Source organism: Brevundimonas nasdae, from assembly GCF_016654005.1.
GTDB lineage: Bacteria > Pseudomonadota > Alphaproteobacteria > Caulobacterales > Caulobacteraceae > Brevundimonas > Brevundimonas nasdae.
On sequence record NZ_JAEPWN010000011.1, the window covers coordinates 20,829 to 47,547 of the forward strand.

General features: G+C 66.5%; 28 protein-coding genes. 16 read left to right on the forward strand and 12 right to left on the reverse strand.

Going from position 1 to position 26,719, the window contains the following annotated elements:
- The first annotated feature begins 16 nt into the window (after positions 1–16).
- Positions 17–307 (forward strand): hypothetical protein, encoded by a 291-nt coding sequence (locus JKF87_RS15190; protein ID WP_201100735.1) that lies wholly within the window; start codon positions 17–19, stop codon positions 305–307.
- Here the strand turns inward: JKF87_RS15190 and JKF87_RS15195 are convergent.
- Genes JKF87_RS15195 through mutL form a run of 3 tightly spaced genes read right to left on the reverse strand, consistent with a single transcriptional unit; the run spans position 288 to position 2,978 of the window.
- Positions 288–764: a low molecular weight protein-tyrosine-phosphatase gene (locus tag JKF87_RS15195; protein WP_201100736.1), complete on the reverse strand. Its 477-nt coding sequence runs from the start codon at positions 762–764 to the stop codon at positions 288–290. The genes JKF87_RS15190 and JKF87_RS15195 overlap by 20 nt on opposite strands.
- A complete protein-coding gene (locus JKF87_RS15200) occupies positions 761–1,072 on the reverse strand; it encodes a DUF3601 domain-containing protein (RefSeq protein ID WP_201100737.1) in 312 nt (103 codons plus the stop codon). The genes JKF87_RS15195 and JKF87_RS15200 overlap by 4 nt, the downstream gene beginning before the upstream one ends.
- Position 1,073: 1 nt before the next feature.
- Positions 1,074–2,978 carry a DNA mismatch repair endonuclease MutL gene (gene mutL, locus JKF87_RS15205; protein ID WP_201100808.1) on the reverse strand — a complete coding sequence of 635 codons (1,905 nt, stop codon included), beginning with the start codon at positions 2,976–2,978 and terminating at the stop codon, positions 1,074–1,076.
- A gap of 136 nt (positions 2,979–3,114) precedes the next feature.
- Here mutL and JKF87_RS15210 point away from each other — a divergent pair, with 136 nt between their 5' ends.
- From JKF87_RS15210 to gmk, 9 genes are all read left to right on the forward strand, one after another.
- On the forward strand, positions 3,115–3,813 hold the full coding sequence (locus JKF87_RS15210) for a YceI family protein (RefSeq protein ID WP_201100738.1): 699 nt from the start codon (positions 3,115–3,117) through the stop codon (positions 3,811–3,813).
- A 70-nt stretch (positions 3,814–3,883) separates the two neighbouring features.
- Positions 3,884–5,191 (forward strand): YceI family protein, encoded by a 1,308-nt coding sequence (locus tag JKF87_RS15215; RefSeq protein ID WP_201100739.1) that lies wholly within the window; start codon positions 3,884–3,886, stop codon positions 5,189–5,191.
- A gap of 81 nt (positions 5,192–5,272) precedes the next feature.
- Positions 5,273–6,229: an ACP S-malonyltransferase gene (fabD, locus tag JKF87_RS15220; RefSeq protein ID WP_201100740.1), complete on the forward strand. Its 957-nt coding sequence runs from the start codon at positions 5,273–5,275 to the stop codon at positions 6,227–6,229.
- A 77-nt stretch (positions 6,230–6,306) separates the two neighbouring features.
- On the forward strand, positions 6,307–7,047 hold the full coding sequence (fabG, locus tag JKF87_RS15225; protein WP_201100741.1) for a 3-oxoacyl-[acyl-carrier-protein] reductase: 741 nt from the start codon (positions 6,307–6,309) through the stop codon (positions 7,045–7,047).
- A gap of 171 nt (positions 7,048–7,218) precedes the next feature.
- The gene (locus JKF87_RS15230; protein ID WP_008264317.1) at positions 7,219–7,458 is read left to right on the forward strand and encodes an acyl carrier protein; all 240 of its coding nucleotides are present in this window, start codon (positions 7,219–7,221) and stop codon (positions 7,456–7,458) included.
- Between the two features lie 138 nt (positions 7,459–7,596).
- Positions 7,597–8,868 carry a beta-ketoacyl-ACP synthase II gene (gene fabF / locus JKF87_RS15235; protein WP_201100742.1) on the forward strand — a complete coding sequence of 424 codons (1,272 nt, stop codon included), beginning with the start codon at positions 7,597–7,599 and terminating at the stop codon, positions 8,866–8,868.
- 1 nt (position 8,869) lies between these two features.
- Complete coding sequence (mltG, locus tag JKF87_RS15240; RefSeq protein WP_201100743.1) at positions 8,870–10,027, forward strand: endolytic transglycosylase MltG; 1,158 nt, start codon at positions 8,870–8,872, stop codon at positions 10,025–10,027.
- On the forward strand, positions 10,024–10,908 hold the full coding sequence (locus JKF87_RS15245) for a YicC/YloC family endoribonuclease (RefSeq protein WP_201100744.1): 885 nt from the start codon (positions 10,024–10,026) through the stop codon (positions 10,906–10,908). Before mltG ends, JKF87_RS15245 begins: the two co-directional genes overlap by 4 nt.
- Positions 10,898–11,539 (forward strand): guanylate kinase, encoded by a 642-nt coding sequence (gene gmk / locus JKF87_RS15250; RefSeq protein ID WP_201100745.1) that lies wholly within the window; start codon positions 10,898–10,900, stop codon positions 11,537–11,539. Before JKF87_RS15245 ends, gmk begins: the two co-directional genes overlap by 11 nt.
- A gap of 12 nt (positions 11,540–11,551) precedes the next feature.
- Here gmk and JKF87_RS15255 read toward each other — a convergent pair whose 3' ends face one another.
- From JKF87_RS15255 to JKF87_RS15285, 7 genes are all read right to left on the reverse strand, one after another.
- Positions 11,552–12,685: a pyridoxal phosphate-dependent aminotransferase gene (locus tag JKF87_RS15255; RefSeq protein ID WP_201100746.1), complete on the reverse strand. Its 1,134-nt coding sequence runs from the start codon at positions 12,683–12,685 to the stop codon at positions 11,552–11,554.
- A 9-nt stretch (positions 12,686–12,694) separates the two neighbouring features.
- On the reverse strand, positions 12,695–13,504 hold the full coding sequence (gene rsmA, locus JKF87_RS15260; protein ID WP_201100747.1) for a 16S rRNA (adenine(1518)-N(6)/adenine(1519)-N(6))-dimethyltransferase RsmA: 810 nt from the start codon (positions 13,502–13,504) through the stop codon (positions 12,695–12,697).
- Between the two features lie 8 nt (positions 13,505–13,512).
- On the reverse strand, positions 13,513–14,505 hold the full coding sequence (gene pdxA, locus JKF87_RS15265; protein WP_201100748.1) for a 4-hydroxythreonine-4-phosphate dehydrogenase PdxA: 993 nt from the start codon (positions 14,503–14,505) through the stop codon (positions 13,513–13,515).
- Complete coding sequence (locus JKF87_RS15270; protein ID WP_236261428.1) at positions 14,505–15,851, reverse strand: peptidylprolyl isomerase; 1,347 nt, start codon at positions 15,849–15,851, stop codon at positions 14,505–14,507. Before JKF87_RS15270 ends, pdxA begins: the two co-directional genes overlap by 1 nt.
- A 72-nt stretch (positions 15,852–15,923) precedes the next feature.
- Positions 15,924–18,380 carry an LPS-assembly protein LptD gene (locus tag JKF87_RS15275; RefSeq protein WP_201100749.1) on the reverse strand — a complete coding sequence of 819 codons (2,457 nt, stop codon included), beginning with the start codon at positions 18,378–18,380 and terminating at the stop codon, positions 15,924–15,926.
- Positions 18,381–18,412: 32 nt separating this feature from the next.
- Entirely contained in the window at positions 18,413–19,552 is a 1,140-nt protein-coding gene (lptG, locus tag JKF87_RS15280; RefSeq protein ID WP_236261429.1) for an LPS export ABC transporter permease LptG, read from the reverse strand.
- A complete protein-coding gene (locus JKF87_RS15285; RefSeq protein WP_201100750.1) occupies positions 19,549–20,685 on the reverse strand; it encodes an LptF/LptG family permease in 1,137 nt (378 codons plus the stop codon). The genes lptG and JKF87_RS15285 overlap by 4 nt, the downstream gene beginning before the upstream one ends.
- 143 nt (positions 20,686–20,828) lie before the next feature.
- Between JKF87_RS15285 and JKF87_RS15290 the strand changes: the two genes are divergently transcribed.
- The 4 genes from JKF87_RS15290 to JKF87_RS15305 are packed head-to-tail and all read left to right on the forward strand — an operon-like array spanning position 20,829 to position 23,422.
- Positions 20,829–22,304: a leucyl aminopeptidase gene (locus tag JKF87_RS15290; RefSeq protein ID WP_201100751.1), complete on the forward strand. Its 1,476-nt coding sequence runs from the start codon at positions 20,829–20,831 to the stop codon at positions 22,302–22,304.
- A gap of 19 nt (positions 22,305–22,323) precedes the next feature.
- Complete coding sequence (locus tag JKF87_RS15295) at positions 22,324–22,782, forward strand: DNA polymerase III subunit chi (protein WP_201100752.1); 459 nt, start codon at positions 22,324–22,326, stop codon at positions 22,780–22,782.
- A complete protein-coding gene (locus JKF87_RS18415) occupies positions 22,740–23,096 on the forward strand; it encodes a DUF1996 domain-containing protein (RefSeq protein ID WP_236261430.1) in 357 nt (118 codons plus the stop codon). The genes JKF87_RS15295 and JKF87_RS18415 overlap by 43 nt, the downstream gene beginning before the upstream one ends.
- A gap of 26 nt (positions 23,097–23,122) precedes the next feature.
- Entirely contained in the window at positions 23,123–23,422 is a 300-nt protein-coding gene (locus JKF87_RS15305) for a hemolysin (protein ID WP_201100753.1), read from the forward strand.
- 15 nt (positions 23,423–23,437) lie between these two features.
- Here JKF87_RS15305 and JKF87_RS15310 read toward each other — a convergent pair whose 3' ends face one another.
- Complete coding sequence (locus JKF87_RS15310) at positions 23,438–24,364, reverse strand: LysR family transcriptional regulator (RefSeq protein WP_201100754.1); 927 nt, start codon at positions 24,362–24,364, stop codon at positions 23,438–23,440.
- Between the two features lie 127 nt (positions 24,365–24,491).
- Between JKF87_RS15310 and JKF87_RS15315 the strand changes: the two genes are divergently transcribed.
- Together JKF87_RS15315 and JKF87_RS15320 are read left to right on the forward strand one after the other, a co-directional pair.
- On the forward strand, positions 24,492–25,190 hold the full coding sequence (locus JKF87_RS15315) for a pirin family protein (protein WP_201100755.1): 699 nt from the start codon (positions 24,492–24,494) through the stop codon (positions 25,188–25,190).
- An 87-nt stretch (positions 25,191–25,277) separates the two neighbouring features.
- Positions 25,278–25,670, forward strand: coding sequence for a DoxX family protein (locus tag JKF87_RS15320; RefSeq protein WP_201100756.1), 393 nt, complete (start codon positions 25,278–25,280; stop codon positions 25,668–25,670).
- Positions 25,671–25,712: 42 nt separating this feature from the next.
- On the opposite strand, the gene pip is transcribed toward JKF87_RS15320, so the two are convergent.
- Positions 25,713–26,687 (reverse strand): prolyl aminopeptidase, encoded by a 975-nt coding sequence (pip, locus tag JKF87_RS15325; protein ID WP_201100757.1) that lies wholly within the window; start codon positions 26,685–26,687, stop codon positions 25,713–25,715.
- Positions 26,688–26,719 lie beyond the last annotated feature (32 nt).

Genomic DNA, 26,719 nt, shown 5'->3' on the forward strand with positions numbered 1-26,719 from the left:
ACCAAAGGAGTTCGCCATGACGATTGAAACCGGAACCTCAGGCAAGGCCAAATCCGGCGTGCTGACGCGCGGCAAGGGGTTCCTGAAGGTGCTGGCGGCGCTGCTGCTGGTCGCGGCGGTGTGCGCCTGGATCGCGCTGGGGATCGGGCTTTATCTGGACGTGGATCGCGGGGCGCGGATCACCCTGGCGATCGTGGCGGCGGTGTCGACCGAGGCGCTGTTCTGGACCGTGGCGGCCCTGCTGGGCGTATCGGTGGTCGAGGCCCGCAAGCGCATCTGGCGGCGCATCACCGGCCGCGCAGCTTGAACGCCAGGTTCCGGGCCGCCTGCGTGACCTCGTCCCAGGTGACGTCGAAACCGTCGTCGTCGCCGAAATAGGGGTCGGCCACCGCCTGACCCTCGCGGCCCGGCACATGGTCCAGCAGCAGGCTGAGTTCGGCGGTCGCATCCCCACTCTCGTTTTGGGGCGCGATACGGCGCAGATTGGCCAGATTGTCGTGGTCGAGGGCGATGATGTGGGTGAAGCGGCGGAAGTCCGCAGGCTTCACCTGCCGCCCCTGATAGCCGGAAATATCGACCCCATGCCTGCGCGCCACGGCCTGAGCGCGCGGATCGGGCGCCTCTCCGATGTGCCAGCCGCCCGTGCCTGCGGAATCCACGATCAGATCCATCCGCAACCGCTGCGCCTCAGCCCGCAGCGCCGCCTCCGCCAGAGGCGAGCGACAGATGTTGCCGAGGCAGACGAAGAGGATGGAGTGGGTCATGCGCAGGGCATTTTAGCCGTGATGTGGGCATCCAGCCTATCGATTATCGGCCCTTGTTCATCTTCGCGTTGTTGCAGACGGATATGCCATTCATCTTCGCCGCTGATGGTTACAAACAGGCTTAGGCCGTCGTCATATGGCACGAAGTTATAGGTGAGATAGGTCCACTCCTCGCCGGTGGGATGAAGCGATTCATCATAGTCCGTGAACTCTTGGCTGATGACGTAGGCCGAGCCGGGGTTGAGGTGACGAAATGGTTTCTGCGGCAGGGATTGCGTCCAGTGTCCGCGTGGCTTGGGTCCGTACATTTCACCTTCTCCCGAACAGCTTCTCCAGATCGTGCAGTTTCAGCTCCACATAGGTTGGCCGTCCGTGGTTGCATTGACCGGAATGCGGGGTGGCTTCCATCTGGCGGAGCAGGGCGTTCATTTCGGGGGCGGACAGGACGCGGCCTGAGCGGACGCTGCCGTGGCAGGCCATGGTGCCGCAGACCTCGGCCATCCGCTCCTTGAGGCTCAGGGCCGCGCCGTGTTCGGCCAGATCATCGGCGATGTCGCGGATCAGGCCCTGAACATCGGTGTCGCCCAGCAGGGCCGGGGTCTCGCGCACCAGAACGGCGCCTGCGCCAAAGGCCTCTACGATCAGGCCCATCTCCGCCAGTTCATCGGCCTTTGCGGCGACGCGCTCGGCCTCTGCGGGGTCCAGATCGACCACCTCGGGCGTCAGCAGGGCCTGACGGGTCACCGCCCCCTGGGCCATCTGGGCCTTCATCCGCTCATAGACCAGACGCTCGTGCGCGGCGTGCTGGTCCACGATGACCAGGCCGTCGCGGGTCTGGGCGACGATATAGTTGGCGTGAAGCTGGCCCCGCGCGGCGCCCAGCGGATAGTCGAGGGGATCGACGACGGGCGCGGGATTGCCGAAATGGCCTGGCGCGGGCTGGCCGTCGGTCTGCTGGCTGGCGAAGGGCGCGGGCTGGGGCCAGGACGGCTGCTCCCATGTCGGCTCCACGCGGGCAGAGCGTTCGTTCAGGCCGGGCAGAACCTGGGCCGCGGCGGCGGGCTGGGACCAGCCGGTCCAGCCGCTGAAGCCTTGGGCGGACGGTGAACTGGGGCTGTAGGCGGCGCCCGTGTTCAGGCCGGTGTGGGCCTGGAACCCGGACAGGGCGTCGGCGGCGACGGTGGTTGAGGCGCGGTGGCCCGCCGCGTGCAGCGCATGACGCAGGGCGCCGACGATCAGGCCGCGCACCAGGGCCGGATCGCGGAACCGCACCTCGGCCTTCGCCGGGTGGACGTTGACGTCCACGAACAGCGGGTCGATCTCAAGGAACAGCACGGCGGCGGGATGCCGGTCGCGCGCCAGGAAGTCGGCGTAGGCGCCGCGCAGGGCGCCCTGCAGCAGCCGGTCCTTCACCGGGCGGCCGTTGACGAACAGGAACTGGTGCGCCGCATTGCCCCGCGAATAGGTGGGCAGGCCCGCATAGCCGGTCAGGCGCACGCCGTCCCGCTCCTGATCGATCAGCAGGGCGTTGGCCTCGAAATCGCGGCCCAGCAGGGCGGACAGGCGTTTCAGGCGGCCCTCGTCGCCCGGATGTTCGGCGGGCAGGCGCAGGGTGACCTTGCCGTCCAGCGACAGGGTGAAGGCGACGGCCTCGTGCGCCATGGCCTGACGCTTGATCTCTTCCGAAATGGCCATGGCCTCGGCCCGTTCGGACTTCATGAACTTGAGCCGGGCGGGGGTGGCGTAGAACAGGTCGCGCACCTCGACCCGCGCGCCGTGCGGGCCGGGGAAGGCGGCGGGCGACAGGGCGCGCGTGTCGCCGCCCTCGACCTGGATGGCCCAGGCCTCCTTCTCGTCGCGGGATCGGGTGGTGATCGACAGGCGCGCGACCGAGCCGATGGAGGGCAGGGCCTCGCCCCGAAAGCCCAGCGTATGGATGCGCAGCAGGTCCACGTCGCCTGCGTCATCCGGCTCCAGCTTGGACGTGGCGTGGCGTTCGATGGCCAAGGGCAGTTCGGCCTTTGGGATTCCCTTGCCGTCGTCGGCGATCAGGATGCGCGACAGGCCCCCGCCGTCCGCCTGAATCTCGATATTGGAGCCGCCCGCGTCCAGGGCGTTTTCGACCAACTCCTTGATGGCGCTGGCGGGCCGTTCGACCACCTCGCCGGCGGCGATGCGGTTGACGGTTTCGGGGGAGAGGCGGCGAATGGGCATGTGGCCCGAAAGATAGGCGCGGCGACGGATTCGCGCCACGATCAATGATTATTCCGATCTGCAACATTCGCTGTTGCAAAACGCTCAGGCGTGACACTACATTGGCTGCACTAATCCGTTTGAAGGAACGCTCCATATGAAATTTGGTCATATCGCCGCCCTGTCGGCCCTGGCTCTGCTGGCGGCATGCAACCGTCCGGGCGAGGCGCCGGCCGCCGCGCCCGCCGCCACGGCAGAGGCGCCGGTCACGCTTAAGGCCCCGGCTGGCGACTATGCGCTGGACCCCACCCACGCCACGCTGCAGTGGTCGGTCCTGCACAACACGATTTCCCACTACACCGCGCGCTTCGACAAGCTTGAGGCGACGCTGACGCTGGACCCCGCCAACCTGGCCAACTCCAAGATCACGGCCAAGATCGACCCGGCTTCGGTCAGCGCCTCCTATCCGGCGGACTACAAGGCGTCGCACGCGGCGACCGGCTTCGCCAGTTGGAGCGATGACATCGCCAACAACGTCAAGTTCCTGAACGCCAAGGCCTTCCCGTCGATCACCTTCGTCTCGACCTCGGTGAAGCAGACCGGCGCGCGCACGGCTGATGTGACGGGCGACCTGACCTTCCTGGGCCAGACGCACCCGGTCACGCTGAAGACGACCTTCAACGGCGAGATCGAGCGTCACCCGTTCGCTCAGGTTCCGGCCGTCGGCTTTGCGGCTGAGGGCTCGTTCAAGCGTTCGGACTTCGGCATGGCGGTCGGCCCGGTCGGCGACGAAGTGACCATCCGCTTCGACGGCGAGTTCATCCAGAAGGCGGCGCCTGCCGCTCCGGCGAACTAAGACGACTATCGGGGCGGCGGGTCGAACGGCTCGCCGCCCCAGGCTTTTTGGGTTTAATCTGAAGACGACCATGACCGCCGCCAGCCACCGCTATTCCTCTGTCGCCATCGCCCTGCACTGGGTGATCGCGCTGTGCATCCTGTCGATGATTCCGATGGGATTATGGATGACCTCGGCCATCGGGCATCCCGACACCCAGGCGCTGGCCTATCGTATGTTCCAGATTCACAAGTCGATTGGCTTCCTGATTCTGGGGCTGACGGTGCTGCGGATCATCTGGCGTCTGACGCACCGTCCGCCTGCCTTGCCGGGCGGGATGAAGCGGTGGGAGGCCTTCGCCGCCAGCGCGACACATGTGGCCTTCTACGGACTGATGCTGGCCCTGCCGCTGACGGGTTGGCTGTATGTCTCTGCGGGCTGGGCCGTCTCGACCGATAAGGCGCTGGAGGTCGCGACCAGCTGGTTCGGCCTGTTCCCGATACCCCATCTGCCGGGTATCACCGACTTGCCCGCGGGCGTGAAGCGGGCGGTGGCCTTCCAGGCGATGGGCGCGCATTCGCTGCTGGCCTGGGGCGCGGTGGTGCTGATCGTGCTGCACGTCGGGGCCGCGTTGAAGCATCAGTTCCTGGACCGTGACGGGGTGCTGTCGCACATGCTGCCCTGGCTGAAGTCGGGTCATGCCGGGCTGGGACATGCGCCGCGCTCGCCCTGGGCAGAGCGGGCCGTGGGTCTGGGACTGATCGGCGTCATCGCCGCAGCCGGTGCCATCGCCGCGCGTCCCTATGCCCAGCCGGGCCTGCCGATGACGGCAGAGGCCAAGCCTGCTGCTGCGTCTGCGCCTGTTGCTCCGGCTGAGGCTGCTGTGACGCCCGGAACCGCCGCCGCCTGGACCATCGACAGCGCCGCTTCCAGCATCGGCTTCACCGGAACTCACGCCGGCAAGGGCTTCAAGGGTCGGTTCGACCGCTGGCAGGGTCAGGTCTGGTTCGATCCAGCTGATCTGGCAGGCTCCAAGGCCGTGGTGACAGTCCATACCGCCAGCGCTCGCACCGGCGACCCGACGCAGGAAGGCTCTCTGCAGGGGGCGGAATGGTTTGATCCGACCCAATACCCCGAGGCCCGGTTCGAAGCCTCCAGCTTCCGTTCGCTGGGCGGCGACAAATATGAGGCGACGGGCACTCTGAAGATCAAGACCGTGACCGTGCCGGTGGTCCTGCCCTTCACCTTCACCGAAACCGCTGGCGTCGCGACCGTTGAAGGCAAGCTGGAGCTGGACCGCACGGCCCTAAACCTGGGCATGGAATCTGACGCCACGGCGGACTGGGTGTCCAAGATGATCGGCGTACAGATCAAGGTGTCGGCGAAGCGGACGGGATAGGTTCGCGCCTTCTGGCGCTTGCCCTTGTGGAAGTCAGGCCTTACGGCTCCGCGCCTTGATCAATGATTCAGGGATCGGTCGATGACCCTTGCGCTTCTTTTCCCCGGACAGGGCAGCCAGGCCATCGGCATGGGTGTGGCCCTTGCTGACGCCTTCCAATCCGCCCGCGACGTCTTCGCCGAGGTGGATGACGCGCTGGGCCAGAAACTGTCCGTTCTGATGCGTGAAGGGCCGGAAGATCAACTGACCCTGACGGAGAACGCCCAACCGGCCCTGATGGCCGTGTCGGTCGCCGCGATCCGTGCGCTGAAGGCCGAGTTCGGTTTCGACGTGGCGGCGGCCGCCTATGTCGCCGGTCACTCGCTGGGCGAATATTCGGCCCTGGCGGCGGCAGGCGCGATCTCGCTGTCGGATACCGCACGCCTGTTGAAGCTGCGCGGCCAGGCCATGCAGCGCGCCGTGCCGGTCGGGCAGGGCGCAATGGCCTCCCTGATCGGCCCCAAGACCGATCTAGCCCTGGCCGAGGCCGCAGCGGCGGCGGGCGCCGAACTGGGCGTGTGCGTGGTCGCCAATGACAACAACGCGGGCAACATCGTCATCTCGGGCGAGAAGGCGGCTGTCGATCGCGCCATCGAGAAGGCCAAGGAGTTGGGCGCGCGGGCGATTCCGCTGAACGTCTCGGCGCCCTTCCACTGCCCGCTGATGCAGCCCGCCGCCGACGAAATGGCGCAGGCTTTGGCTTCGGCGACGATCCTGGCACCGGTCGTGCCGGTGGTCGCCAATGTTCTGGCGCGCCCTGAAAGCGACCCGGAAGTCATCCGCCGCCTGCTGGTCGAACAGGTCACCGGCCGCGTGCGCTGGCGCGAGAGCATGGAGTGGATGGCAGGTGAGGGCGGCGTGACGCGCTTCGCCGAAATCGGGTCGGGCAAGGTGCTGACTGGCATGGCCAAGCGGATCGCTCCGGACGCCGAAGGCGTGGCGCTGAACACGCCGGAAGATCTGGAAGCCTTCGCCAAAGGCGTGAAGAGCGGCGAGTGACGCGGGGCGAGTCTTTCGCCACGTTGCTTTTCCTCGACACTCGCCACTAATCACTCGCCACTCTCGGAGAGACGTAAATGTTCAATCTTGCAGGCAAGACCGCGCTGGTGACCGGCGCGACGGGCGGCATCGGCGGGGCGGTGGCGCGGGCGCTGCACGCCCAGGGCGCGACCGTGGTGCTGTCGGGCACGCGTGAGGCGGTTCTGGCCGATCTGGCCAAGGAGCTGGGCGAGCGCGCCCATTTCGCCACCGCCAACCTGTCGGACCCGGAATCGGTCGACAATTTGGTCAGCGCAGCCGAGACGGCGGCGGGTTCGCCGCTGGACATCTTGGTGGCCAACGCCGGCATAACCAAGGACGGCCTGCTGATGCGGATGAAGGATGACGATTTCCAGTCGGTCATCCAGATCAATCTTGAGAGCTATTTCCGCCTGACGCGCGCCACGGTGAAGGGGATGATGAAGCGTCGCTCGGGTCGAATCATCGGCGTGACCTCGGTGGTCGGCGTGACCGGCAACCCGGGCCAGACCAACTATTCGGCGTCCAAGGCCGGCATGATCGGCTTCTCCAAGTCGCTGGCGCAGGAAGTCGGTTCACGCGGCATCACGGTTAATTGCATCGCGCCGGGCTTCATCGCCTCGCCGATGACCGACGTGCTGAACGAGCAGCAGCGGGATGCGATTCTGGGTCGCATCCCGGCGGGCCGACTGGGCTCTGGCGACGAAATCGCCGCCGCTGCAGTCTATCTGTCCTCGGACGAAGCGGCCTATGTCACGGGGCAGACCCTGCACGTGAACGGCGGCATGGCGATGATCTGATCACGATCACGTAACGCAACAGACTATTTCCAGCCCCGAAGCCTGTGCTAAAGGGCGAGAACGCAACGGCGACAACAGCTTTCGGGCTTGCGTCGCCTTCGCTGCCGTGAGACGGCGATTTTTGAGCTACCACCGCCTCTACGGCGACTTTCAACAGGCAGAGAGACACTCATGTCCGACACCCTCGAGCGCGTTCGCAAGATCGTCATCGACCACCTGGACGCTGATCCGGACAAGGTCACGGAAAAGGCCAGCTTCATCGACGACCTGGGCGCTGACTCGCTCGACAACGTCGAGCTGGTGATGGCCTTCGAAGAAGAATTCGACATCGAAATCCCGGATGACGCCGCCGAGCACATCCAGACGGTCGGCGACGCCGTCAAGTTCATCGACGAGAAGTCGGCGGGCTGATTTCAGTCACTGACTGACAGTGATACAGGGCCGCCCGGCGCTCCTAGCGGAGATGCCCGGCGGCCCTTACTGTTTCTGATCTAGGCGAATCCCCGCGTGATTCCGGGGATGCGGGATTGAGATGAAGGAGCACGCACCATGCGCCGCGTTGTTGTTACGGGCATCGGTCTGCTGACCCCCCTGGGCTGGGGCGTCGAGAAGAGCTGGAAGAACATCGTCGAGGGCAAGTCGGGCATCGGTCCGATCACCGCTTTCGACACAGAAGGCTACGGCTGCACCATCGCGGGCGAAGTGCCCAGCGTGGACGGGCGCGGAGGCGGCGGCGAGGGCGACTTCGACCCCGACAAGATCATGTCCGCCAAGGACCGCAAGCGCGTCGACGACTTCATTCTGTACGCCATCGCAGCGGCGGATGAGGCGTTGGCTGACGCCAACTGGAAGCCTGAGACGGAAGAAGACAAGGAACGCACGGGCGTCATGGTCGGCTCCGGCATCGGCGGCCTTGGCCCCATCGCCGACACCGCCATTGTCCTGAAGGAACAGGGACCGCGCCGCGTCAGCCCGTTCTTCATCCCCAGCGCCCTGATCAATCTGGCTGGCGGCCAGATTTCGATCCGCCACGGCCTGAAGGGACCGAACCACGCGGTCGTCACCGCCTGCGCCACCGGCGCCCACGCCATCGGCGATGCGGCCCGGATGATCGCGCTGGACGATGCGGACGTGATGGTGGCGGGCGGCGCCGAAAGCTCGGTCGTGCCCATCGGCATCGCGGGCTTCCTGGCCTGCAAGGCGCTGTGCACCGCCTATAATGACACGCCCGAAAAAGCCTCGCGTCCGTACGACAAGGACCACGCCGGCTTCGTCATGGGCGAGGGCGCCGGCATTCTGGTGCTGGAGGAGTACGAGCACGCCAAGGCGCGTGGCGCGAAAATCTACGCCGAAGTGGTCGGCTACGGCATGAGCGGCGACGCCTATCACATCACCGCCCCGTCCGAGGATGGCGAAGGCGGCGCGCGAGCCATGAAGATGGCGCTGAAGCGGGCCGGGATGCAGCCTTCCGACCTCGACTACGTCAACGCCCACGGCACCTCGACCATGGCGGACTGGATCGAACTGAAGGCCATCGAAGGTCTGGTCGGCGACCACGCCCAGAACCTGTCCGTCAGCTCCACCAAGTCGATGACCGGGCACCTGCTGGGCGCCGCGGGCGCTATAGAGGCGGCTTTCTGCGTGCTGGCGATCCGCGATCAGGTGGCGCCGCCGACGATCAACCTGGACAACCCCGAGATGGAGACACCCATCGACCTGGTCCCCAACAAGGCCAAGCCGATGAAGATCGATGTGGCGATGTCCAACAGCTTCGGCTTCGGAGGCACCAACGCCTCGGTGATCTTCAAGAAAGTCGACTGAGATGTTTGGGCGGGGACGGGTTGAAAAGCCGCAGAAGCGGTCAGGTCTTGTCGTCGCCCTGCTGACGGCCTCGGCGACATTCAGCCTGTTCCTGCTCGCCGCCCTGGTGGTGACCTGGGGCGTCTATTACGGGCCGGGGCCGAAGGCGCGTCAGGGCGACCTGACCGTCGTCACCCTGCCCAGCGGCTCCGGCGTTTCGGCCATCGCCGCCCAGATGAAGGCGGCGGGCGTGATTCGTTCCGCCGACCTGTTCAAGGCGGCCATCACTCTGACGGGCGCGGACCGTCGCCTGCGGGCCGGCGAATATGAAATCCCGTCCGGCACATCGCTGGCGGGCGTGGTGCGCCTGATGGTTGAGGGGCGGGTGGTGCGCCACTTCGTGACCCTGCCGGAAGGCTGGTCGTCGGCGCAGGCCGTGGACATTCTGGACAAACAGCCTGTCCTGACCGGCGCGGTGGACGAAACCCCTGAAGAAGGCAGCCTGTGGCCCGACACTTATGAGGTGACGCGCGGCGAAACCCGCCAGTCCGTCATCAGCCGGATGCAGCGCGCCACCAACGAGAATATGCGCGTCCTGTGGGCGCAACGCTCGCCTGGCACGATCGCCCGCACGCCCGAAGAAGCCATGATCCTGGCCTCCATAGTCGAGAAGGAGACGGGTCTGGCGGCCGAACGTCCGCGCGTGGCCGCCGTCTTCACCAACCGTCTGCGGCAGGGGATGCGGCTGGAGAGCGATCCGACCATTGTTTACGGCATCACCCAGGGGCGTCCGCTGGGGCGCGGCATCCGTCGCTCGGAACTGCAGGAGCGGACGCGCTGGAACACCTATCAGATCGACGGCCTGCCCCCGACGCCCATCGCCAATCCGGGCAAGGAGGCGATCAAGGCCGTGCTGAACCCGCCAGCGGAGACGGCGCTGTTCTTCGTCGCCGACGGCACGGGCGGTCACGCCTTCGCCGCCACCTATGAAGAGCATCTGCGCAATGTTGCGCGGTGGCGCCAGATCGAACGCCAGAAGGCGGGCCTGCCGCCGGAAGCCGAGGCGCCGGTCGCGCCCGGAACCAGCGCTGCGCCCATGACAGAGGCCGCATCGCCCGGCCCAATCACCGGACAAGCCACCATCACCCTGCCTGCCGGGGCTTCGCAGGGACCACGATGAGCAAACTTTCAGGCATGACCGGCTTTGGCCGGGCGGACGGCGCAGGCCAGGGCTGGACCTGGTCCATTGAGGCGCGCTCGGTCAATGGCCGCAATCTGGAAGTCCGTTTCCGTGGGCCGGGCGGGTTCGACAATCTGGAGCGGCTGGCCAAGGCGGCGGGGCAGGCGCGGTTCGCGCGCGGTCAGGTCAGCATCGGCGTGCAGGCCAAACGGGTCGAGGCGGGCGAAGCCGCCGTCACCATCAACGCCGCCGTTCTGGCGCGTTATCTGACGCTGGCCAATGAACTGGCCGAAGACGGCGCCACGCCGCCGTCCGCCGATGGCTTGCTGGCCCTGCGCGGCGTGATCGAAGCGCCGGAAGAGGTCGACGACCCTGAGGGCCGCGCCGCGCTGGAGGCCGCGATGGCCGCAACTGTCGAACAGGCGCTGGACGCCCTGAAGACATCGCGGGAAGGCGAGGGCGCGCTGCTGAAGCCGGTGCTGACCGACTTCATCGCCCAAATTGAAACTCTGGTGGCGTCAGCAGGAACCGAAGCCTCGGCCCAGGTCGACGCGATTCGCGAACGTTTCACCCGCCGCATCACCGAACTGGCGCCCGATGCGCCGGGGCTGGAAGACCGCATCTTCCTCGAAGCCGCCGCGCTTGCGACCAAGGCGGACGTGCGCGAGGAACTGGATCGGCTGACGGCGCACGTCGCTGCGGCCCGTCAGCTTGTGGCCTCGGCGCCTGCCGGCCGGAAACTTGATTTTTTGATGCAGGAATTCATGAGAGAGGCGAATACGCTCTGCTCGAAATCCGCTACGACCGCGCTCACCGGAATCGGCCTCGAACTGAAGGCCGTCGTCGAACAGCTTCGAGAACAAGTCCAAAATGTCGAATGAACGCACGCCCCGCCGGGGTGTCCTCCTGATCGTCGCCAGCCCTTCGGGCGCAGGCAAGACGTCGCTGTGCCGTCGCCTGATGGCCGACCACGGCGGGCTGGAGCTGTCTGTCTCCATGACCACCCGCGACATTCGTCCGGGCGAAGTGCATGGCCGTGACTACAACTTCGTCAGCCATGAGGAATTCCAGCGCCTGATCGACGCCGACGCCTTCCTGGAATGGGCGGACGTGCATGGCAATCGCTACGGCAGCCCGCGCGGCCCCGTTGATCGGGCCTTGGCCGAGGGGCGCGACGTCCTGTTCGACATCGACTGGCAGGGCGCGCGTGATGTCGCCGAAAAATGCCCAGAGGACGCGGTGCGCGTCTTTATCCTGCCGCCCAGCCTGGAAGAACTGCGCCGCCGTCTGGTGACCCGTTCGCAGGACGCCGAAGACGTGATCGAGCGCCGCGTGGCCAACGCCAAGGGCGAGATCGAACATTGCGACATGTTCGACTACGTCATCGTCAACGAGGACTTCGACCGCTCGTACGCCGAACTGGCGCACATCTATCACGCCGAACGCTCGCGCCGTTTCCGCAACCTGTGGGTCGGAAACTATCAGGCGGCCCTGCTGCGCGAAGTCGTCTGAGGGCCAGGCTGTTCAGGGACGTTCGGCGCGCGCGGCGAACCACGGCGTGATTCGCGCCAACGCCTCCTGAACCTCAGGCGTGGACACCGCAAAGCTGAAGCGGATGTAGTGATGGCCCTCGACCGGGTCGAAATCGACGCCGGGGGCCGTGGCGACGCCGGTGTCGCGCAGCAGATCCTGGCAGAAGGCCATGCTGTCACTGGTCAGGTGGCCGATATCCGCCCAGATGTAGAAGGCCCCGTCCGGCGGAGCGATCTTCTTCAGGCCCAGCGCAGGCAGGGCCTCCAGCATCAGGGCGCGGTTGCGGGCATAGGTCTGGATATGACCTTCCAACTCGTCTGTCTGATCCATGGCGACCAGACCTGCGTGCTGGCTCAGCGACGGCGGGGTCAGGAACATATTGCCGATGCGGGCGCAGGCGGCGTCGATTTCAGCCTCCGGAACCAGCAGCCAGCCCAACCGCCAGCCCGCCATGCTCCAATATTTGGAGAAGCTGTTGATGATGATCGCATCGGGCGCAAACTGCAGCATGGACGGCGTCGGACCGACGTAGCTGAGGCCGTGATAAATCTCGTCGGAGATGATGGCGATGTTGCGCGCGCGGCAGACGGCGGCGATGGCGGCCAGTTCTTCATTGGGAATGATGGTGCCGGTCGGGTTGGCCGGGCTGGCGATGATCACGCCCGCTGGCGCAGGCTCCAGCGCCTCCAGTTGGGCGGCGGTCAGCTGGAACCGGGTCTCCGGCCCGCAGGCGACCTCCACCGGATCCAGATGCAGGGCGCGCAGGGTGTTGCGATAGGCGACATAGCCGGGACGGGCCAGGGCGATGCGGTCGCCGGGCCGGAACCTCATGCTCAGGGCCAGAACCAGCGCGGGCGAGGCGCCGTTCGTCAGGACGATCCGCTCAGGCGCCACGGCGACGCCGTAACGCTCGTCATAGAGGCGGGCGATGCGGGCGCACAGGTCGGGGCTTTCCCAATAGCCCATGGCGTCCTGATCCAGCACCTGATGGGCGCGGGCGATGGCGGCGGCGGGCGCTCCCGTCGACGGCTGGCCGAACTCCATATGGATGATGGAACGGCCTTCGGATTTCAGCTGGTGCGCCAGGCGGCTGACGGAAATGGCGCGGAAAGGTTCGACGGTCATGTCTGATGCTCAGGAAATCGCGTCGGCCAGGCGCAGGAAACCCGCCACGTCGATGGTTTCGGCGCGGGCGTCGGGCTCGATGCCGGCCGCTTCGCACAGGGCGGCGCCGCCCAGCTGTTTCAGGCTGGAGCGCAGCATCTTGCGGCGCTGGCCGAAGGCGGCGGCGGTGACGCGCTCCAGCTTTTTGAGCCGCTCCGGGCTGGGGCGCTCGGCCAGCGGGACCAGATGCACGACGGCGGAGGCCACCTTGGGCGGAGGGGTGAAGGCGGCGGCGGGCAGGTGCATGACGATGCGCGCGGTGCAGACGGCCTGGGAGATCACGGCCAGGCGGCCATAGGCGTCTTCGCCGGGGCCAGCGGCGACGCGCTCGGCGACCTCCTTCTGGAACATCAGGGTCAGGCTGTGCGGCAGCCACGGCCCGGTCAGCCATTTGATCAGCAGGGCCGTGCCGACGTTGTAGGGCAGGTTGGAGACCAGATGGGCCGGGCCGGAAACCAGATCGGCCTCCTTCACCTTCAGGGCGTCGGCCTCGACGATGGTCAGGCGGCCGGAGCCGTCGTCCAGTTCGGACAGCAGGGGGATGAAGCGGGGGTCTTTCTCGACCAGAACCACGGGACCGGCGTCGGATTCCAGCAGGGCGCGGGTCAGGCCGCCGGGGCCGGGCCCGACCTCGATCACGGCGCGGCCTTCGAACGGGCCAGCCAGCCGCACGATCTTGCGGGTGACGTTCAGGTCCAGCAGGAAATGCTGGCCGAAGCTCTTCTTGGCCGAAAGGCCGTGGGCGTCGAGGGTTTCGCGGAGGGAAGGTTGGTCGGTCACACGCCCTGTTAGCGCGCGCCGCGCGCCTTCGCCATCTCCGATGCCAGTCGGATGGCGGCGATCATGCTGTCGGGACGTGCGATGCCCTTTCCAGCGATATCGAAGCCGGTGCCATGGTCGGGCGAGGTGCGGATGACGGGCAGGCCCAGCGAGACGTTCACGCCGCCCCAGAAGTCCAGCGTCTTGACCGGAATCAGGGCCTGATCGTGGTACATGCAGATGGCGGCGTCATAGGTGGCGCGGGCCTCGTCATGGAACAGGGTGTCGGCGGATCGGGGATCGGTGATGTCGATGCCTTCGGCGCGGAGCTGGCGGGCGACCGGGATCAGGATGTCGATCTCCTGAAGGCCCAGGGCGCCGCCTTCGCCCGCATGGGGGTTCAGGGCGGCCATGGCCAGACGCGGGCGGGCGATGGCGAAGTCGCGCTTCAGGCTTTCATGGACGACGCGGGCGGTGCGGGCGACGCGCTCGGCGGTGACAAGTTCCGGCACCTGATCCAGAGCGACGTGGATGGTCACCAGACAGGCGCGCAGGTTCTGGGCCGTCAGCATCATCACCGGGCCGCGCGTGCCGGGATAGGGGGCGTCGGCGGTCAGTTCGGCGATGAACTCGGTATGACCCGGAAAGCGGAAGCCTGACGCATACATGGGCGCCTTGGCGATGGGGGCGGTGACGACGCCGGACGCCTCTCCGGACAGGGCGAAGCTGACCGCCTCTTCAATGCCGTCGGCGACGGAGGGGGCGTTGGCGGGATCAGGGCGGCCAACCTCGACCGGACGGGGAAGGGGGCGGTGAATGACCGGCAGGGCGGAGGCGAACCGATCCGCTGCGTCCGCTGGCGTCATGATCTCCGCCACAGGCACGCCCTGACGCCGCATCAGATCGGCGTCGCCGATGACGGCGAAGGGGGCGGCCTCAGTCGAAAGCGCGCGCCAGGAGGCGGCGATGATCTCCGGCCCGACGCCGGCGGGTTCGCCCAGCGTCAGAACCAGAGGCCTCATTATTTGAACTCGATCAGGGCGTCGTTGCGGATGTCGCGCAGATAGCGACGCTCAAGCACCGACAGGTTCTGACCACGCAGGCGGTTTTCCACCTGCTGGCGCGACGGGGCTTCCGGCCCGCCGACGCGACGACCGCACAGGGCGACCAGATGCAGGCCCAGAGGGGTGCGGATCGGCGTCGAGATGGCGCCGACTTCACTGGTGCGGGCGAACTGCTGGAACTGGGGCGCCAGGTTGGCGATGTCCGATTCGCCCAGGTCCGCGCCGGTCACACCCTGGGTCGCGCGCGCCGTGGACAGGATGCTGTCGCAGGTCAGGCCCTGACGCATGGCTTCCAGCGTGCGGGTCGCGGCGGTGATCTGGGCCTCGGTCGCGGCTTCGGGCAGTTCGACCATGACCTGCTTCAGCGACGCCAGGCTGGTGGAGGCGCCGTCGCGCTTGTCACGCAGATACAGGATATAGACGCCGCCCTCGACCGGGATCGGGTTGGACAGCTGTCCGGGCTGAAGCTGGTCCAACGCGGCCTGAAGCGGCGGCTGCAGCGAGGCCTTGATGACCCAGCCGGCGTCGCCGGGGACGCGCGACGAGGCGGAGGGCGCCGAGGAGAACTGCTGGGCGACGGCCTGGAAGGGCGCGCCCTGAATGATCTGCTGCACCAGTTGGCGCGCGCCGTTCAGCGCCGCCTGCTGGCCGCCGACGCGGGCGGCTTCGATATAGATTTCGCCGAGCAGGTACTGCGGCTGGGCCGCAGCTTCGTTCAGGCGGCGGATCTCCTGGTCGATCTGCAGGGTGCTGGCGCGGGCGCGCGAGCCGAAGCGGCCGCCGGTCAGACGCTGCCAGCCGATCTCGATGCGCAGGTTTTCGCGGAAGGCGTCAGGGTTGATGCCGCCTTCCTGCAGGAAATGCATGTAGTCGGCAGGCGTGGCGCCGGCGCGACGGGCCATGTCGGCGATCTCCTCGTCGACGTCGGCGGCGGTGACCGTCAACTGCTTGAACTTGGTCATCTCCTGCGCCTTGAGGCGGTCTTCGATGAGGTTGTTCAGCGCGGCCTGCTGGATGGCGGGCAGATTTTCCTCGGTCGGCTGGACCTGGGCCGAGGCGATCAGCATCAGCATCCGCTGGCGCAGATCAAAGCCGGTGATGATCTGGTCGTTGACCGTGGCCACGATGCCGTCGGCCAGCTGGAACTGGGGTTGGGTCGCGGTGTGCGGCGCAGGCGCAACCTCGGCGGCCGGATTCGGCGCGCCGGCGACTGCGCCAGGAGCGGGAGCCGTCTGACCGTAGGCCGAACCGGCGAGGAGGAACGCCGCGAGCGCAGCCCCCGTCGAATAACGCATCAAACCCATAGGTCTTCCTGATTCCTCACAGCGGTCCGTCGGCCATCGTGGTCAGCGGTCGCGCCCCGTAAAGCGTCATGCTCAACGTATGTCGCTCTGTCCATAACCTGAACCTCCGAAAGTGGCGAGGTTTAGGCGGATATACACCCCGTCGGACCGGCCGCTGTCGCGAACGCGCGTATTATCGCGGCGGAAGCCGAATTCAACGCGCAGGCAGTCGTCGTCATACAGGACGCCGATTTCCGAGCGGGTGATGATGTCCTGCTCCAGATCGGCGATCCCGGCCAGGGCCACGCCCCAGTTGCCGTACAGGAACTGCTGGCCTGCCAGCTGGATGAACTCGTAGTTGCGGTTCAGATCGCCCGCCAGCGGGTTGGAGCGGTCCACGATATAGCTGACGGTGGCGGCGTTGCGGCGGCCCCAGCGGCCATCCAGCGCGGCTTCTGCACGGCGGATGTCGCCCGATCCGTCGATGGTGGCGTGCGCCCAGCTGCGGATGCGGTCCGACGGCGAATAGCTGCCCTGAACCACCCAGTCCGAGGTCGATGAGGCCAGGCCTGTGGGATCATAGAGATCGCCCGTCAGACTGTCGGGGATGGTGGTGCGGAAGGCGTTTTCATCGTCGGCGCGATAGCTGCGGCCCACGAACAGGCTGGCGCTGCGGCCGGCCGACCAGCGAATCGTCGCCCGACCGCCTGCCGTGAAGCGTGCGCCGCCCTCGATCAGGTCGTAGCCCGAGAAGCGGTCCATGCGGAACAGCGAGGATTCGTCCAGTTCGATGACCTGGGCGTCTTCGTTGGGGATGCGCGGGTCGATGTCGGTCTTGCTGGAGATCGAGATCTGGGCGACCGGCTCCAGGATGATGTCGCCCTTGGCCGTGCGCTTGACCAGCGGATAGGTGAAGTCGACTCCGGCGCTGAGCCGCGAGCGGGTGACGGTCTGGTCGCTGTCGACGCCCATCATCGGCGGCAGGTCGGCCATCGAATAGAAGTCGACGCGGGTGTCGACGAAGGGCTCGATCCGCACGCCCTGAGGCGTGATGACGGTGCGGCGCCATTCGGCCTGGCCGGTGACGCGGCGGCTGTCGACGCCTGACAGACCGGTCGTGACCGGGGGCGCCATGGCGGGGTTCAGGATCGGCGCGCCGACGAAGGCCTCACGCGTCAGGGACACGGCCGAACCCTTCAGACGCAGACGGCCGCCGAAGACCGGATCATGCGGCTCCCAGCGGGCGTCGATCAGCGGGGCGACGATCGGCAGGTTCTCGTCGCTCTCGAACACCTTGTTGCCGTTGGCGTCGCGGAAATCGTTGTCGGCGAAGCGCGGGTCCAGGCGCAGGCTCTGGATGCGGAAGGCCGCGACCGAGACATAGGACCGGTCGGTCTGGCGTTCGGCGTAGAGCTGGGTGATCAGGCGGCGACGGTCCCCGTAATAGAGGCCGTTGTCCTGGTACGGGTCGCGAATGGCGTAGCGGTCGAACAGGGTCTTGTCGGAAGTGTGCTCGGCCGTGAAGCCGAAGCGCCACGGCCCCGCCGGGTCATAATTGCCGTGCGACAATAGATAGCTGCGGCTTTCGCGGTCGTTGGCGACCAGGCTGTTGCCGATGGCCTTGTCGAAATTTCGCTCGTAGGTGTAGCCGCCGCGCACCGTGATCGCGCCGTCCACGAAGCGACGACGCCATTGCGCATTCAGGAAGGGCGCGATCTCGGAGTTGAACTGCGGGCTGATCAGCCAGTCTTCCGAGGGCGACACGACGTGCAGATAGGGCGTCTCTGCCGAGAAGCCGCGTCCGTCGTCATAGTTGACGATGGGCACCAGGAAGCCGGAGGCCCGCTCCACCGTTGGGTCGGGGTGGGCGAAATAGGGCGTGTAGAGGATCGGCACCCCGCCGACGCGGAAGACGGCGTTGCGATACAGGATGGCGTGCAGGGCCTCGTCCTGAACCACGCGCTCGGCCTGGATCGAGATGCTGGGCGTCTTGGGGCCCTTGGCGTCGCAGATGGGGCAGGGAGTGAAGATGGCGTAGTTCATCTCGCTCACCTTCTCGCTGCGGCGAACCACGGTGGAGGCCATCAGGCTGGCGCCGTTCTGGAAGCGGGTGGCGAAATCCACGCCGACGCCTGTGGTCAGGTCGCGGTCGAGTTCGAGATGGTCGGCATAGATGACCGTGCCGTCGGGGGTGATGGCCTCGACTCGGCCATCCGCCGTCGCCGTGCCGTTCGCCAGATCGTACGACAGGCTTTCGCCGCGCAGGACATGGCCGCGTGAGCGGGCGTAAACTCGGTCTTCGGCTGTGCCGGTCGCGGTGACCGTGTCGCCCTGGCGGGTGGCGGAATCGGCGTCGATATAGAGGGCCTGAGGCGTAAGGCCGTCGTCGACGACCTGTTTCGACACGGCCTGTCCCGAGGCGGCGGGAGCAGGTTGGGCGGACTGAGCCGCCGCAGCCGTGGCGAAGGGCGCGCAGGCGATCAGCGCTGCGCCAGCCAGAAGCCTTTGCCGAAAGGCGTTGGAGCGCCAGTCGCGGCGATCACCCTGCATATGCAATCCGTCGTCTGAGTAAGGGAGCCCGCTTAGCCGTCTTCGGTATAGAACAGCAAGGTGAACGCGGCGAGGGCTGTCAGCACGGGCGGAAGCCATGCCGCGACAAACGGGGCCACGACCTCGGCCGAACCCATGGCTGAGGAGAACTGGTTCAGGAAGAAGAAGGCGAAGCCCAGCACCACGGCGGACACGCTCATCTTGGCCAGATCGCCCAGACGCATCAGCCGCAGCGAGAAGGCGGCGGCCAGGATCGACATGGCGGCGAACACCAGCGGCGTGGCCAGCAGCTGCTGCAGACGCAGACGATAGGCGGTCGAGGTGAAGCCTGCGTTTTCGATTCGCTGAATCTGGTTCGGCAGCGACCAGAACGGGGTCGACTGAGGCCGGGCGAACCGCTCGAACGCTTCCTTGTCCGCCAGGCTGGAGGGCAGGTCGAGGGTGGAATAGGTGACGGCCTTCTGACCCACCTGGGCGCCAGTGGCGTTGTTCAGGCGCCAGCGACCCGCACTGAGGGTCGCCGACTGGGCGTCGATCCGCTCGGAGAAGGTGCGGCCGCCGTCGGCGCCGGTCGTGTAGATGAAGAAGCTGACGTCCAGCAGGCGCGCGTTGGCGCGGTCCTGGCGGGCAGAGCGGATGATCATCTGGCGCTGGTCGTCGCCCTCGCGCAGCCAGATCGCCTCCTGGGAATCAGCGCCGAGCGTGGTTCCCGAAATCCGCGCCCGCTCGCGCTGCCACATGGCGTCGCCGGACGCCGCCAGCGGGCCCAGCACGGTGACGGTCAGTATGCCCAGAACGAAAGCCATCCCTGCGGCCGGCAGCACGAAACGCCAGGCCGATACCCCTGCGGCGCGCATGGCGACCAGTTCGCTGCGGCGGTTCAGGCCGATGAAGGCGGTCAATGTGCCGAACAGGAAGACGAACGGCAGAAGCTGCACGATCACCGACGGCGACTTCATCAGCACCAGGCCGAAGATGCGCACCGCCGACAGATCCTGGGCCGAGCCGACGCCGCGCGACACCTCCACGAAGTCGATCAGCATGACCAGGGCGGCGATCACCGCCAGGGCCAGGCCCAGCGAGCGCAACTGCTGGATCAGGACATAGCGTTCGATCCGGCCCAGACGCGGCAGGTGCGGCGAAAAGCGCGACGGCATGAAGGACGTGCTCATGCGAATCTCGCCTTCAGCTTCTCAAGGGCGGGCCACTGACGCCGACGCCGGGGCTTCAACGCCCGGAACAGGACCCGCAGCGAAATGGCGATGGCGGCGATGGGGACCAGATACTGCAGGATATTCATCCAGCCGTTCCAGGCGCTGGCGGCGACAAGGGCGTAACCGACGACGCGCAACAGCAGGAACAGGCCCGCCGACTTGGCGATTCGCAGCGAATAGCCGGTTCGGCTGAACGCTCCACCCAGAATGGCGGACAGGGCCAGCGACATGGCGACAAGCGCATACAGCGGCGATGACATCCGCGAATGAGCCTCGGCCAGAAGTTCGCCGCGCGAGCCCGCGGTCTCAAGCAGACGCGGCGACGGATTCATCAACTGGGGCAGATACAGGTCCGACGGCTTGTAGCGGATCGTCTCGTTCACGCTGGTGAAGGGAGCCAGTGAGAAGTCGTAACGGTCGAACGACAGGGTCTCCAGCACGCCGCCTGACGAATAGCGCTGGGCCGAACCCTCGATCATGGTCAGGATCGGCGTACCGGCGGCGTCGCGGCTGAAGCGGGCCTCGGCGGCGTTCCAGGTGGTGACCTTTGCGCCGTCCTCCAGATAGACGAACAGATTCTTGATCAGGCCGTTCTGCTCGATCTGCTGCACATAGACGGTCAGGCCGTTGGGGCCTTGGACAAATTGCCCCTCCTCGACCAGCAGCGCGGCCAGATCGGTGCGGATGGCGAAGGCCTGACGCCGTGTCTCGTGCTGGGCCCAGGGCAGGAAGAACAGATTGACCAGCAGGGTGACCAGGGCGACCAGCACGGCCAGGCGGGCGGCGGGCGAAATCACCTGCCAGCGCGTCATGCCGCCCGCGAAGGCCGCCGTCATCTCCTGCTCGCGCTGCAGCCGCGTCAGGGCGATCAGGGCGCCGACGAACAGGCCGATGGGCAGGATGACCGACAACAGCTGCGGCAGGGCCAGCAGGGTCAGCTTGGCCATCACCCAGACGCTCTGACCGCGTTCGACGATGAACTTCAGCTGGTCCAGGCTCTGGCTCAGAATCCCGATTCCAGCCAGGGCGGCGCACGCTGCGACCACGGGCAGCGAGATCTGTCGGAAAAGGTATCTTTGAATCAGGTTCATGGGCGGATGGACTTCGCCCGGTTGCAGGCGGCGATATTGAGGCGCATCTAGTAGCACATGAGGGCGCGTCTGCGGCAAGCGGACGCGCCATTGTCTTTTCGCCCTTTTACAGATGCCGGGTGGGGCCTGGCTGGAGTCGCTGAATGAAGATCGAGTTCGTCGCCGCCGTTGACGCTGCTGAAATTCTAGCCGTGCCGGTTCATGAGGGTCGTGTGCTGACGGCCGCCGGCGAGGCGCTGGACGCCAAGGCCGCCGGTGCGCTGACCAAGGCCCTGTCCAAGAGCCGCGTCACCGGCAAGACCGGCCAGAGCCTGATCGTGGCGGCGCCTGCGGGCGTGAACGCCGACAGCGTGCTGCTGGTCGGCGCGGGCGCCGCGGACAAGAGCGATGATCTGGCGGTGGAAGCCTTCGGCGGCGGCGCTTATGCGGCGGTCAAGCTGTCGGGCGCAGAGGTCCTGACCATCGACGCCTCGCACCTGAGCCCCGAACACGCCGCCCGCGTCGGCTTCGCCGCGCGTCTGGCCGCCTATCGTTTCGACAAATATCTGACCCAGCAGAAGCCTGAAAAGATTCCGTCGGTCACCACCATCCGCATCGTCACGACCGACCTGCGCGCCGCCGAGGCCGCGCTGGAGCCGCTGTCGGCGATCGCGGACGGCGTCGTCTTCGCCCGTGATCTGGTGTCCGAGCCCGCCAACGTCCTGTACCCGGCCGAGTTCGCCAAGCGCGTGAAGGCGTTGGAGAGCCTGGGCCTGGAAGTCGAAATCCTGGGCGAAGCGGAGATGGAGAAGCTGGGCATGCGCACGCTGCTGGCCGTGGGCCAGGGCAGCCGTCGCGAAAGCCAGCTGGCCGTGATCCAGTGGAAGGGCGGCGAGGCGGGCGCGCAACCCCTGGCCTTCGTCGGCAAGGGCGTGTGCTTCGACACCGGCGGCATCTCGATCAAGCCCGCTGACGGCATGGAAGACATGAAGTGGGACATGGGCGGCGCCGCCGCTGTGGCCGGAACCATGGCTGCGCTGGCGGGCCGCAAGGCCAAGGTCAACGCCGTCGGCGTGCTGGGCCTGGTCGAAAACATGCCTGACGGCGACGCCCAGCGTCCGGGCGACGTGGTCGTGTCCATGTCGGGCCAGACCATCGAGGTCATCAACACCGACGCCGAGGGCCGCCTCGTTCTGGCCGACGCCCTCTGGTACACGCAGGAGCGTTTCAAGCCGAAGTTCATGATCGACCTGGCCACCCTGACGGGTGCCATGATCGTGGCCCTGGGCCTGGATTATGCGGGCATCTTCTCCAACTCGGACGAAGTGTCTGACAACGTCCTGTCGGCTTCCAAGAAGGTAGGCGAGAACTTCTGGCGCATGCCGATCCCGGCCATCTACGAGCAGCACATCGAGTCCAAGATCGCGGACCTGAAGAACATGGGCAACGGCCGCGCGGGCGGCTCGATCACCGCCGCCCTGTTCCTGCAACGCTTCACCAACGGCGTGCCGTGGGCGCACCTGGACATCGCGCCGACCGCCTGGGCCAACAAGAGCCCCAGCGCCACTGTGCCGGAAGGCGGCGTCGGCTTCGCCGTGCGCACGCTGGACCGCATGGTCGCCGACGCATACGAATCCTGATCGCCGGAGGTAGAGCCGGGTGAGCGACAAACCCGAAATCTGGTTCTACCACCTGGAGCGTTCGACGCTGGACCAGGTGTTGCCGACCCTGCTCGAGAAGACCCTCGAGCGGGGCTGGCGCGCCTTGATCAAATCGTCGCACTCGCATCGGCTGGATGATGTCGATGAGGCGCTGTGGACCTATCGCGACGACAGTTTCCTGCCGCACGGCCGCGCCGATCAGGACCATGCCGCGCGTCAGCCTGTGCTGTTGAGCGAATCGGGGGAGAACCTGAACGGCGCTCAGGCGCTGTTCATCGTCGACGATGCAGAGCTTGGCGCGACGGAAGGGTTTGAACGATGCTTCATCATATTCGACGGACGGGACGAACCGGCGCTGCAACATGCGCGGGGGCGATGGAAGACGCTGAAGGGGCAGGGCGCAAACCTGGCCTATTGGAAACAGTCGGACGAGGGGCGCTGGGAAAAGGCGGCCTGATCGGCCTTGCCCTGCTGGCCGGGTGTTCGACGCCCGCCGCTGACGCCCCTGCGCCGCGCGCCGTCGAACGCGCACAGCTGAACCAGCCCGTCGGCACGCGGATGCCGACCAGCCCCACGGCGGACACCTGCCGCGCGGGGGAAATGCAGTATCTGGTGGGCAAGCCGCGCACCGAAATCCCTGTGCCGGTCGAGGTGGTTAACCGGCGCGTGACCTGCACCACCTGTCCGGTGACGCAGGACTATTCCGCCTACCGATTGAACATCTTCTTCAATCAGGACACGGGCATAATCGAACAGGTACGTTGCGGCTGAACCGCGACAGATCAAAGGAAACGACCATGAAGACCGCCATCACCCTGGCCTGCCTCAGCGCCGCCGCCCTGGCCCTGTCCGCCTGTGCGTCCAGCCCCAAGGCTGACGACCCGACCTGGTCGGACGCCGCGTACAAGATCTGCAAGGTCGAGGATTTCCAGAACTACGTCGGGCAGAACCGCTCGACCATCCCGGAGCCGCCGCACGGCCAGACCTTCCGCGTGTTGTGCAGCAGCTGCGCCGCGACGATGGATTACCGCGAGAACCGGGTGAACTTCGTGTTCGACGAAGCCACCAACATCATCAAGGAAGTGAAGTGCGGCTGACGCCGGGCTGATGCTTTAGCGGCCGACCGTATCGCCGGGCCACAGCGGTTTGCTGAACCGGTCGGCCAGATAGTCCATCAGCGCCGTGACCCGTGCAGGGCGCGGTCCGCTGCTGGGCGCGACCAGATGCAGGGCGATGGGCGGCAGGCTCCAGTCTGTCATGACCGTCTCCAGATGGCCGCCCGCGACATCCTTCCAGTAGATGAAGTCCGGCTGGGGAAAGATGCCCAGACCCGCGCACAGCGACGCCGTCAGGGCGTCGGAGTTGTTGGCGCGCAACGGACCCTGCGGCCGCACCACCACCTCTTCACCCGCCGCATTGCTGAACCTCCAGATGTCCGGCGTCGGCATATAGGCGTAGCAGAGGCAGGCGTGGCGGTTCAGGTCGTCGGGGTGCGTCGGGCGACCCCGCTGCTTCAGATAGGACGGCGAGGCGACCAGAGCGCGTTTGACCGGCCTGAGCTTGCGCGCCGTCAGCGAGGAATCGGGCAGGGCCGCGATGCGCAGGGCGCAGTCGAAGCCGCCGCCGACCAGATCAATCACCTCGTCCGCCAGATGCAGGTCGATGGAGATGTCGGGGTTGGTGGCCAGAAACTCGGGCAGGGCAGGGGCGACATAGGCCATGCCGAACGACATCGGCGCCGCCAGGCGCACCAGCCCGCGCGGCGTCACCGACATGTCCAGCGCCTCTGACACCGCGCCTTCGGCCTCGGCCAGCATATGGGCCGCGCGCGCCGCCAGATTCCGCCCGGTGTCCGTCAGGGCGAACCGACGCGAGGTGCGGTGCAGCAGGGTGGTCTGAAGCTGCTGCTCCAGCCGCGTCACCGCCTTGGACACGGTCGCCTTGGACAGGGACAGGCTTTCCGCCGCGCCGGAAAACGACTGGGTCTCGGCCACCTTGGCGAAGATGGCCATGGCTTCAAGATCGGGCAGACGGGACATGCGGCGGCCTATGTGAAGCGAAACAATGAGTTTCGATGGTTTCTATTTCTGTTCGGTCGCCGATCTCTATCTTGTCGTCAAGCATCAAGCAGATGACGCCGGGACGGCCCGGCCTGAGGACAGACCAATGATCGAGCGCAGACCTTTTGAATCGCTGGGCGGCGCCAACCACGGCTGGCTGAACGCCAAGCACCACTTCTCCTTCTCCAACTATTATGATCCCAAGCGCATGAGCTGGGGCAACCTGCGGGTCTGGAACGATGACGAAATCGCGCCGGGCAGCGGCTTTCCGCCCCATCCGCACGCCGATATGGAGATCATCACCTATGTCCGCGACGGCGCCATCAGCCACGAGGACAGCCTGGGCAACAAGGGCCGCACGGTCGCAGGCGATGTTCAGGTGATGAGCGCCGGCACCGGCATTCGTCACGCGGAATATAACGCCGAAACCGAGTTGACCCGTCTGTTCCAGATCTGGATCGAGCCGACGCGTCGGGGCGAAAAGCCCAGCTGGGGCACCAAGCCCTTTCCCAAGGGCGACCGCTCTGGCCAGTTCGTGGTCCTGGCGTCCGGCTTTGAGGATGACGCCGACGCCCTGCCAATCCGCACCGAGGCGCGGGTTGCGGCGGCGACGCTGAAGGCGGGCGACAGCGTCGACTATCCGGTCGGCGCCACGCGCCGGGCCTATCTGGTGGCCTCGCTTGGCGAGATCGAGGTGAACGGCGTGAAGCTGAACCCCCGCGACGGCGCCGCCATCGCCGAAGAAGACGTCATCACGGTCAAGGCGCTGACGGACGCCGAAGTCGTGCTGGTGGACGCGGCCTAGGACTCAGGCGCAACCTGCCCGGCCGAACAGTGTTTCGGCCGGGCGACCTGCGTTTTGCAGGCGTCCCTAACAGGGAGGAAGGTCACGATGTTCAATCAAGTGAGTGGATGGTCCCCGCGCGCATTGGCGGCCCTGCGTATTGTCGCCGGTCTGCTGTTTCTGGCGCATGGTCTGGTCAAGCTGTTCGGCTTTCCTGAAGGCGCGCAGCCGGGGCAGGTGCCGTTGCTCTCCGTGTTCGGCGTGGGCGCCGTGATCGAGCTGGTGACGGGCGTGTTGCTGGTGTTGGGTCTATTCACACGGCCCGCCGCCTTCATCGCCTCGGGCCAGATGGCGGTGGCCTACTGGATGGTTCATTTCCCCCAGAGCCCCTATCCGGCGGTCAACGGCGGGGACGCCGCCATCCTGTTCTGTTTCGTCTTCCTGTACATCTTCACCGCCGGACCGGGCGCGTGGAGCCTGGATGAACGCAGCAAGATCTGAAACGAAAAGGCCGCCGCATCCTGCTGATGCGGCGGCCTTTTCTTAGACGGTCACGGCCCAGTCGGTCGCGCGGATCAGGCTGTCGACGATGCCCGGTTCGGACGAGGCGTGGCCCGCGTCGCCCACAATGTCCAGCTTAGCCTCGGGCCAGGCGCGGTGCAGCGCCCAGGCGCCCGAGATGGGCGTCACGACATCGAACCGCCCCTGCGCGATCCAGCAGGGGATGTGTCGCATTCGGTCGACGTTGTTGATGATCCAGTTCTCGTCGTCGAAGAAGCCGCCGTTGGTGAAGTACCAGTTCTCGATGCGGGCGAAGGCGACGGCGAAGTCGGGTTCGGCGAACTTGTCCGGCTTGGCGTTCGGGCCTTCGACGCTGACGGTCTCACCCTCCCAACCGGCCCAGGCCAGGGCGCAGCGCTCACGCTCTTGGACATTGTCGCCGATCAGACGCTTGTAATAGGCGCCCATCAGATCGCCGCGCTCGGCCTCCGGGATGGGGGCCAGGAACCGCTCCCAGGCGTCAGGGAAGATCATCGAGGCGCCGTCCTGATAGAACCAGTGCAGCTCCTTTTTGGTCAGCAGGAAGATGCCGCGCAGCACCAGCGCCAGACACCGCTCAGGATGTTTGATCGCATAGGCCATCGACAGGGTGGACCCCCACGATCCGCCGAACACGACCCATTGATCAATGTTCAGGCGTTCGCGCAGGCGTTCGATGTCGTCGATCAGGGTCCAGGTGGTGTTGTCCTCCAGCGAGGCGTTGGGCCGCGACAGGCCGCATCCGCGCTGGTCGAACATCACGATCTTGTATCGGGCCGGATCGAAGTAGCGGCGCATTCCCGGATTGACGGCCCCGCCCGGTCCGCCGTGCAGCACCACGACCGGACGGCCCTGCGGATTGCCGGAAACCTCGTAGTAGATTTCATGCACGCCATCGGTCGGCATCCAGCCTGACGCATAGGGTTCGATCTCGGGATAGAGTTCGCGGCGAGGATCGACAGGTGCAGGGAAGGCCATGGATTTGCAGGTCTTTCTACGAGGGAGTCACG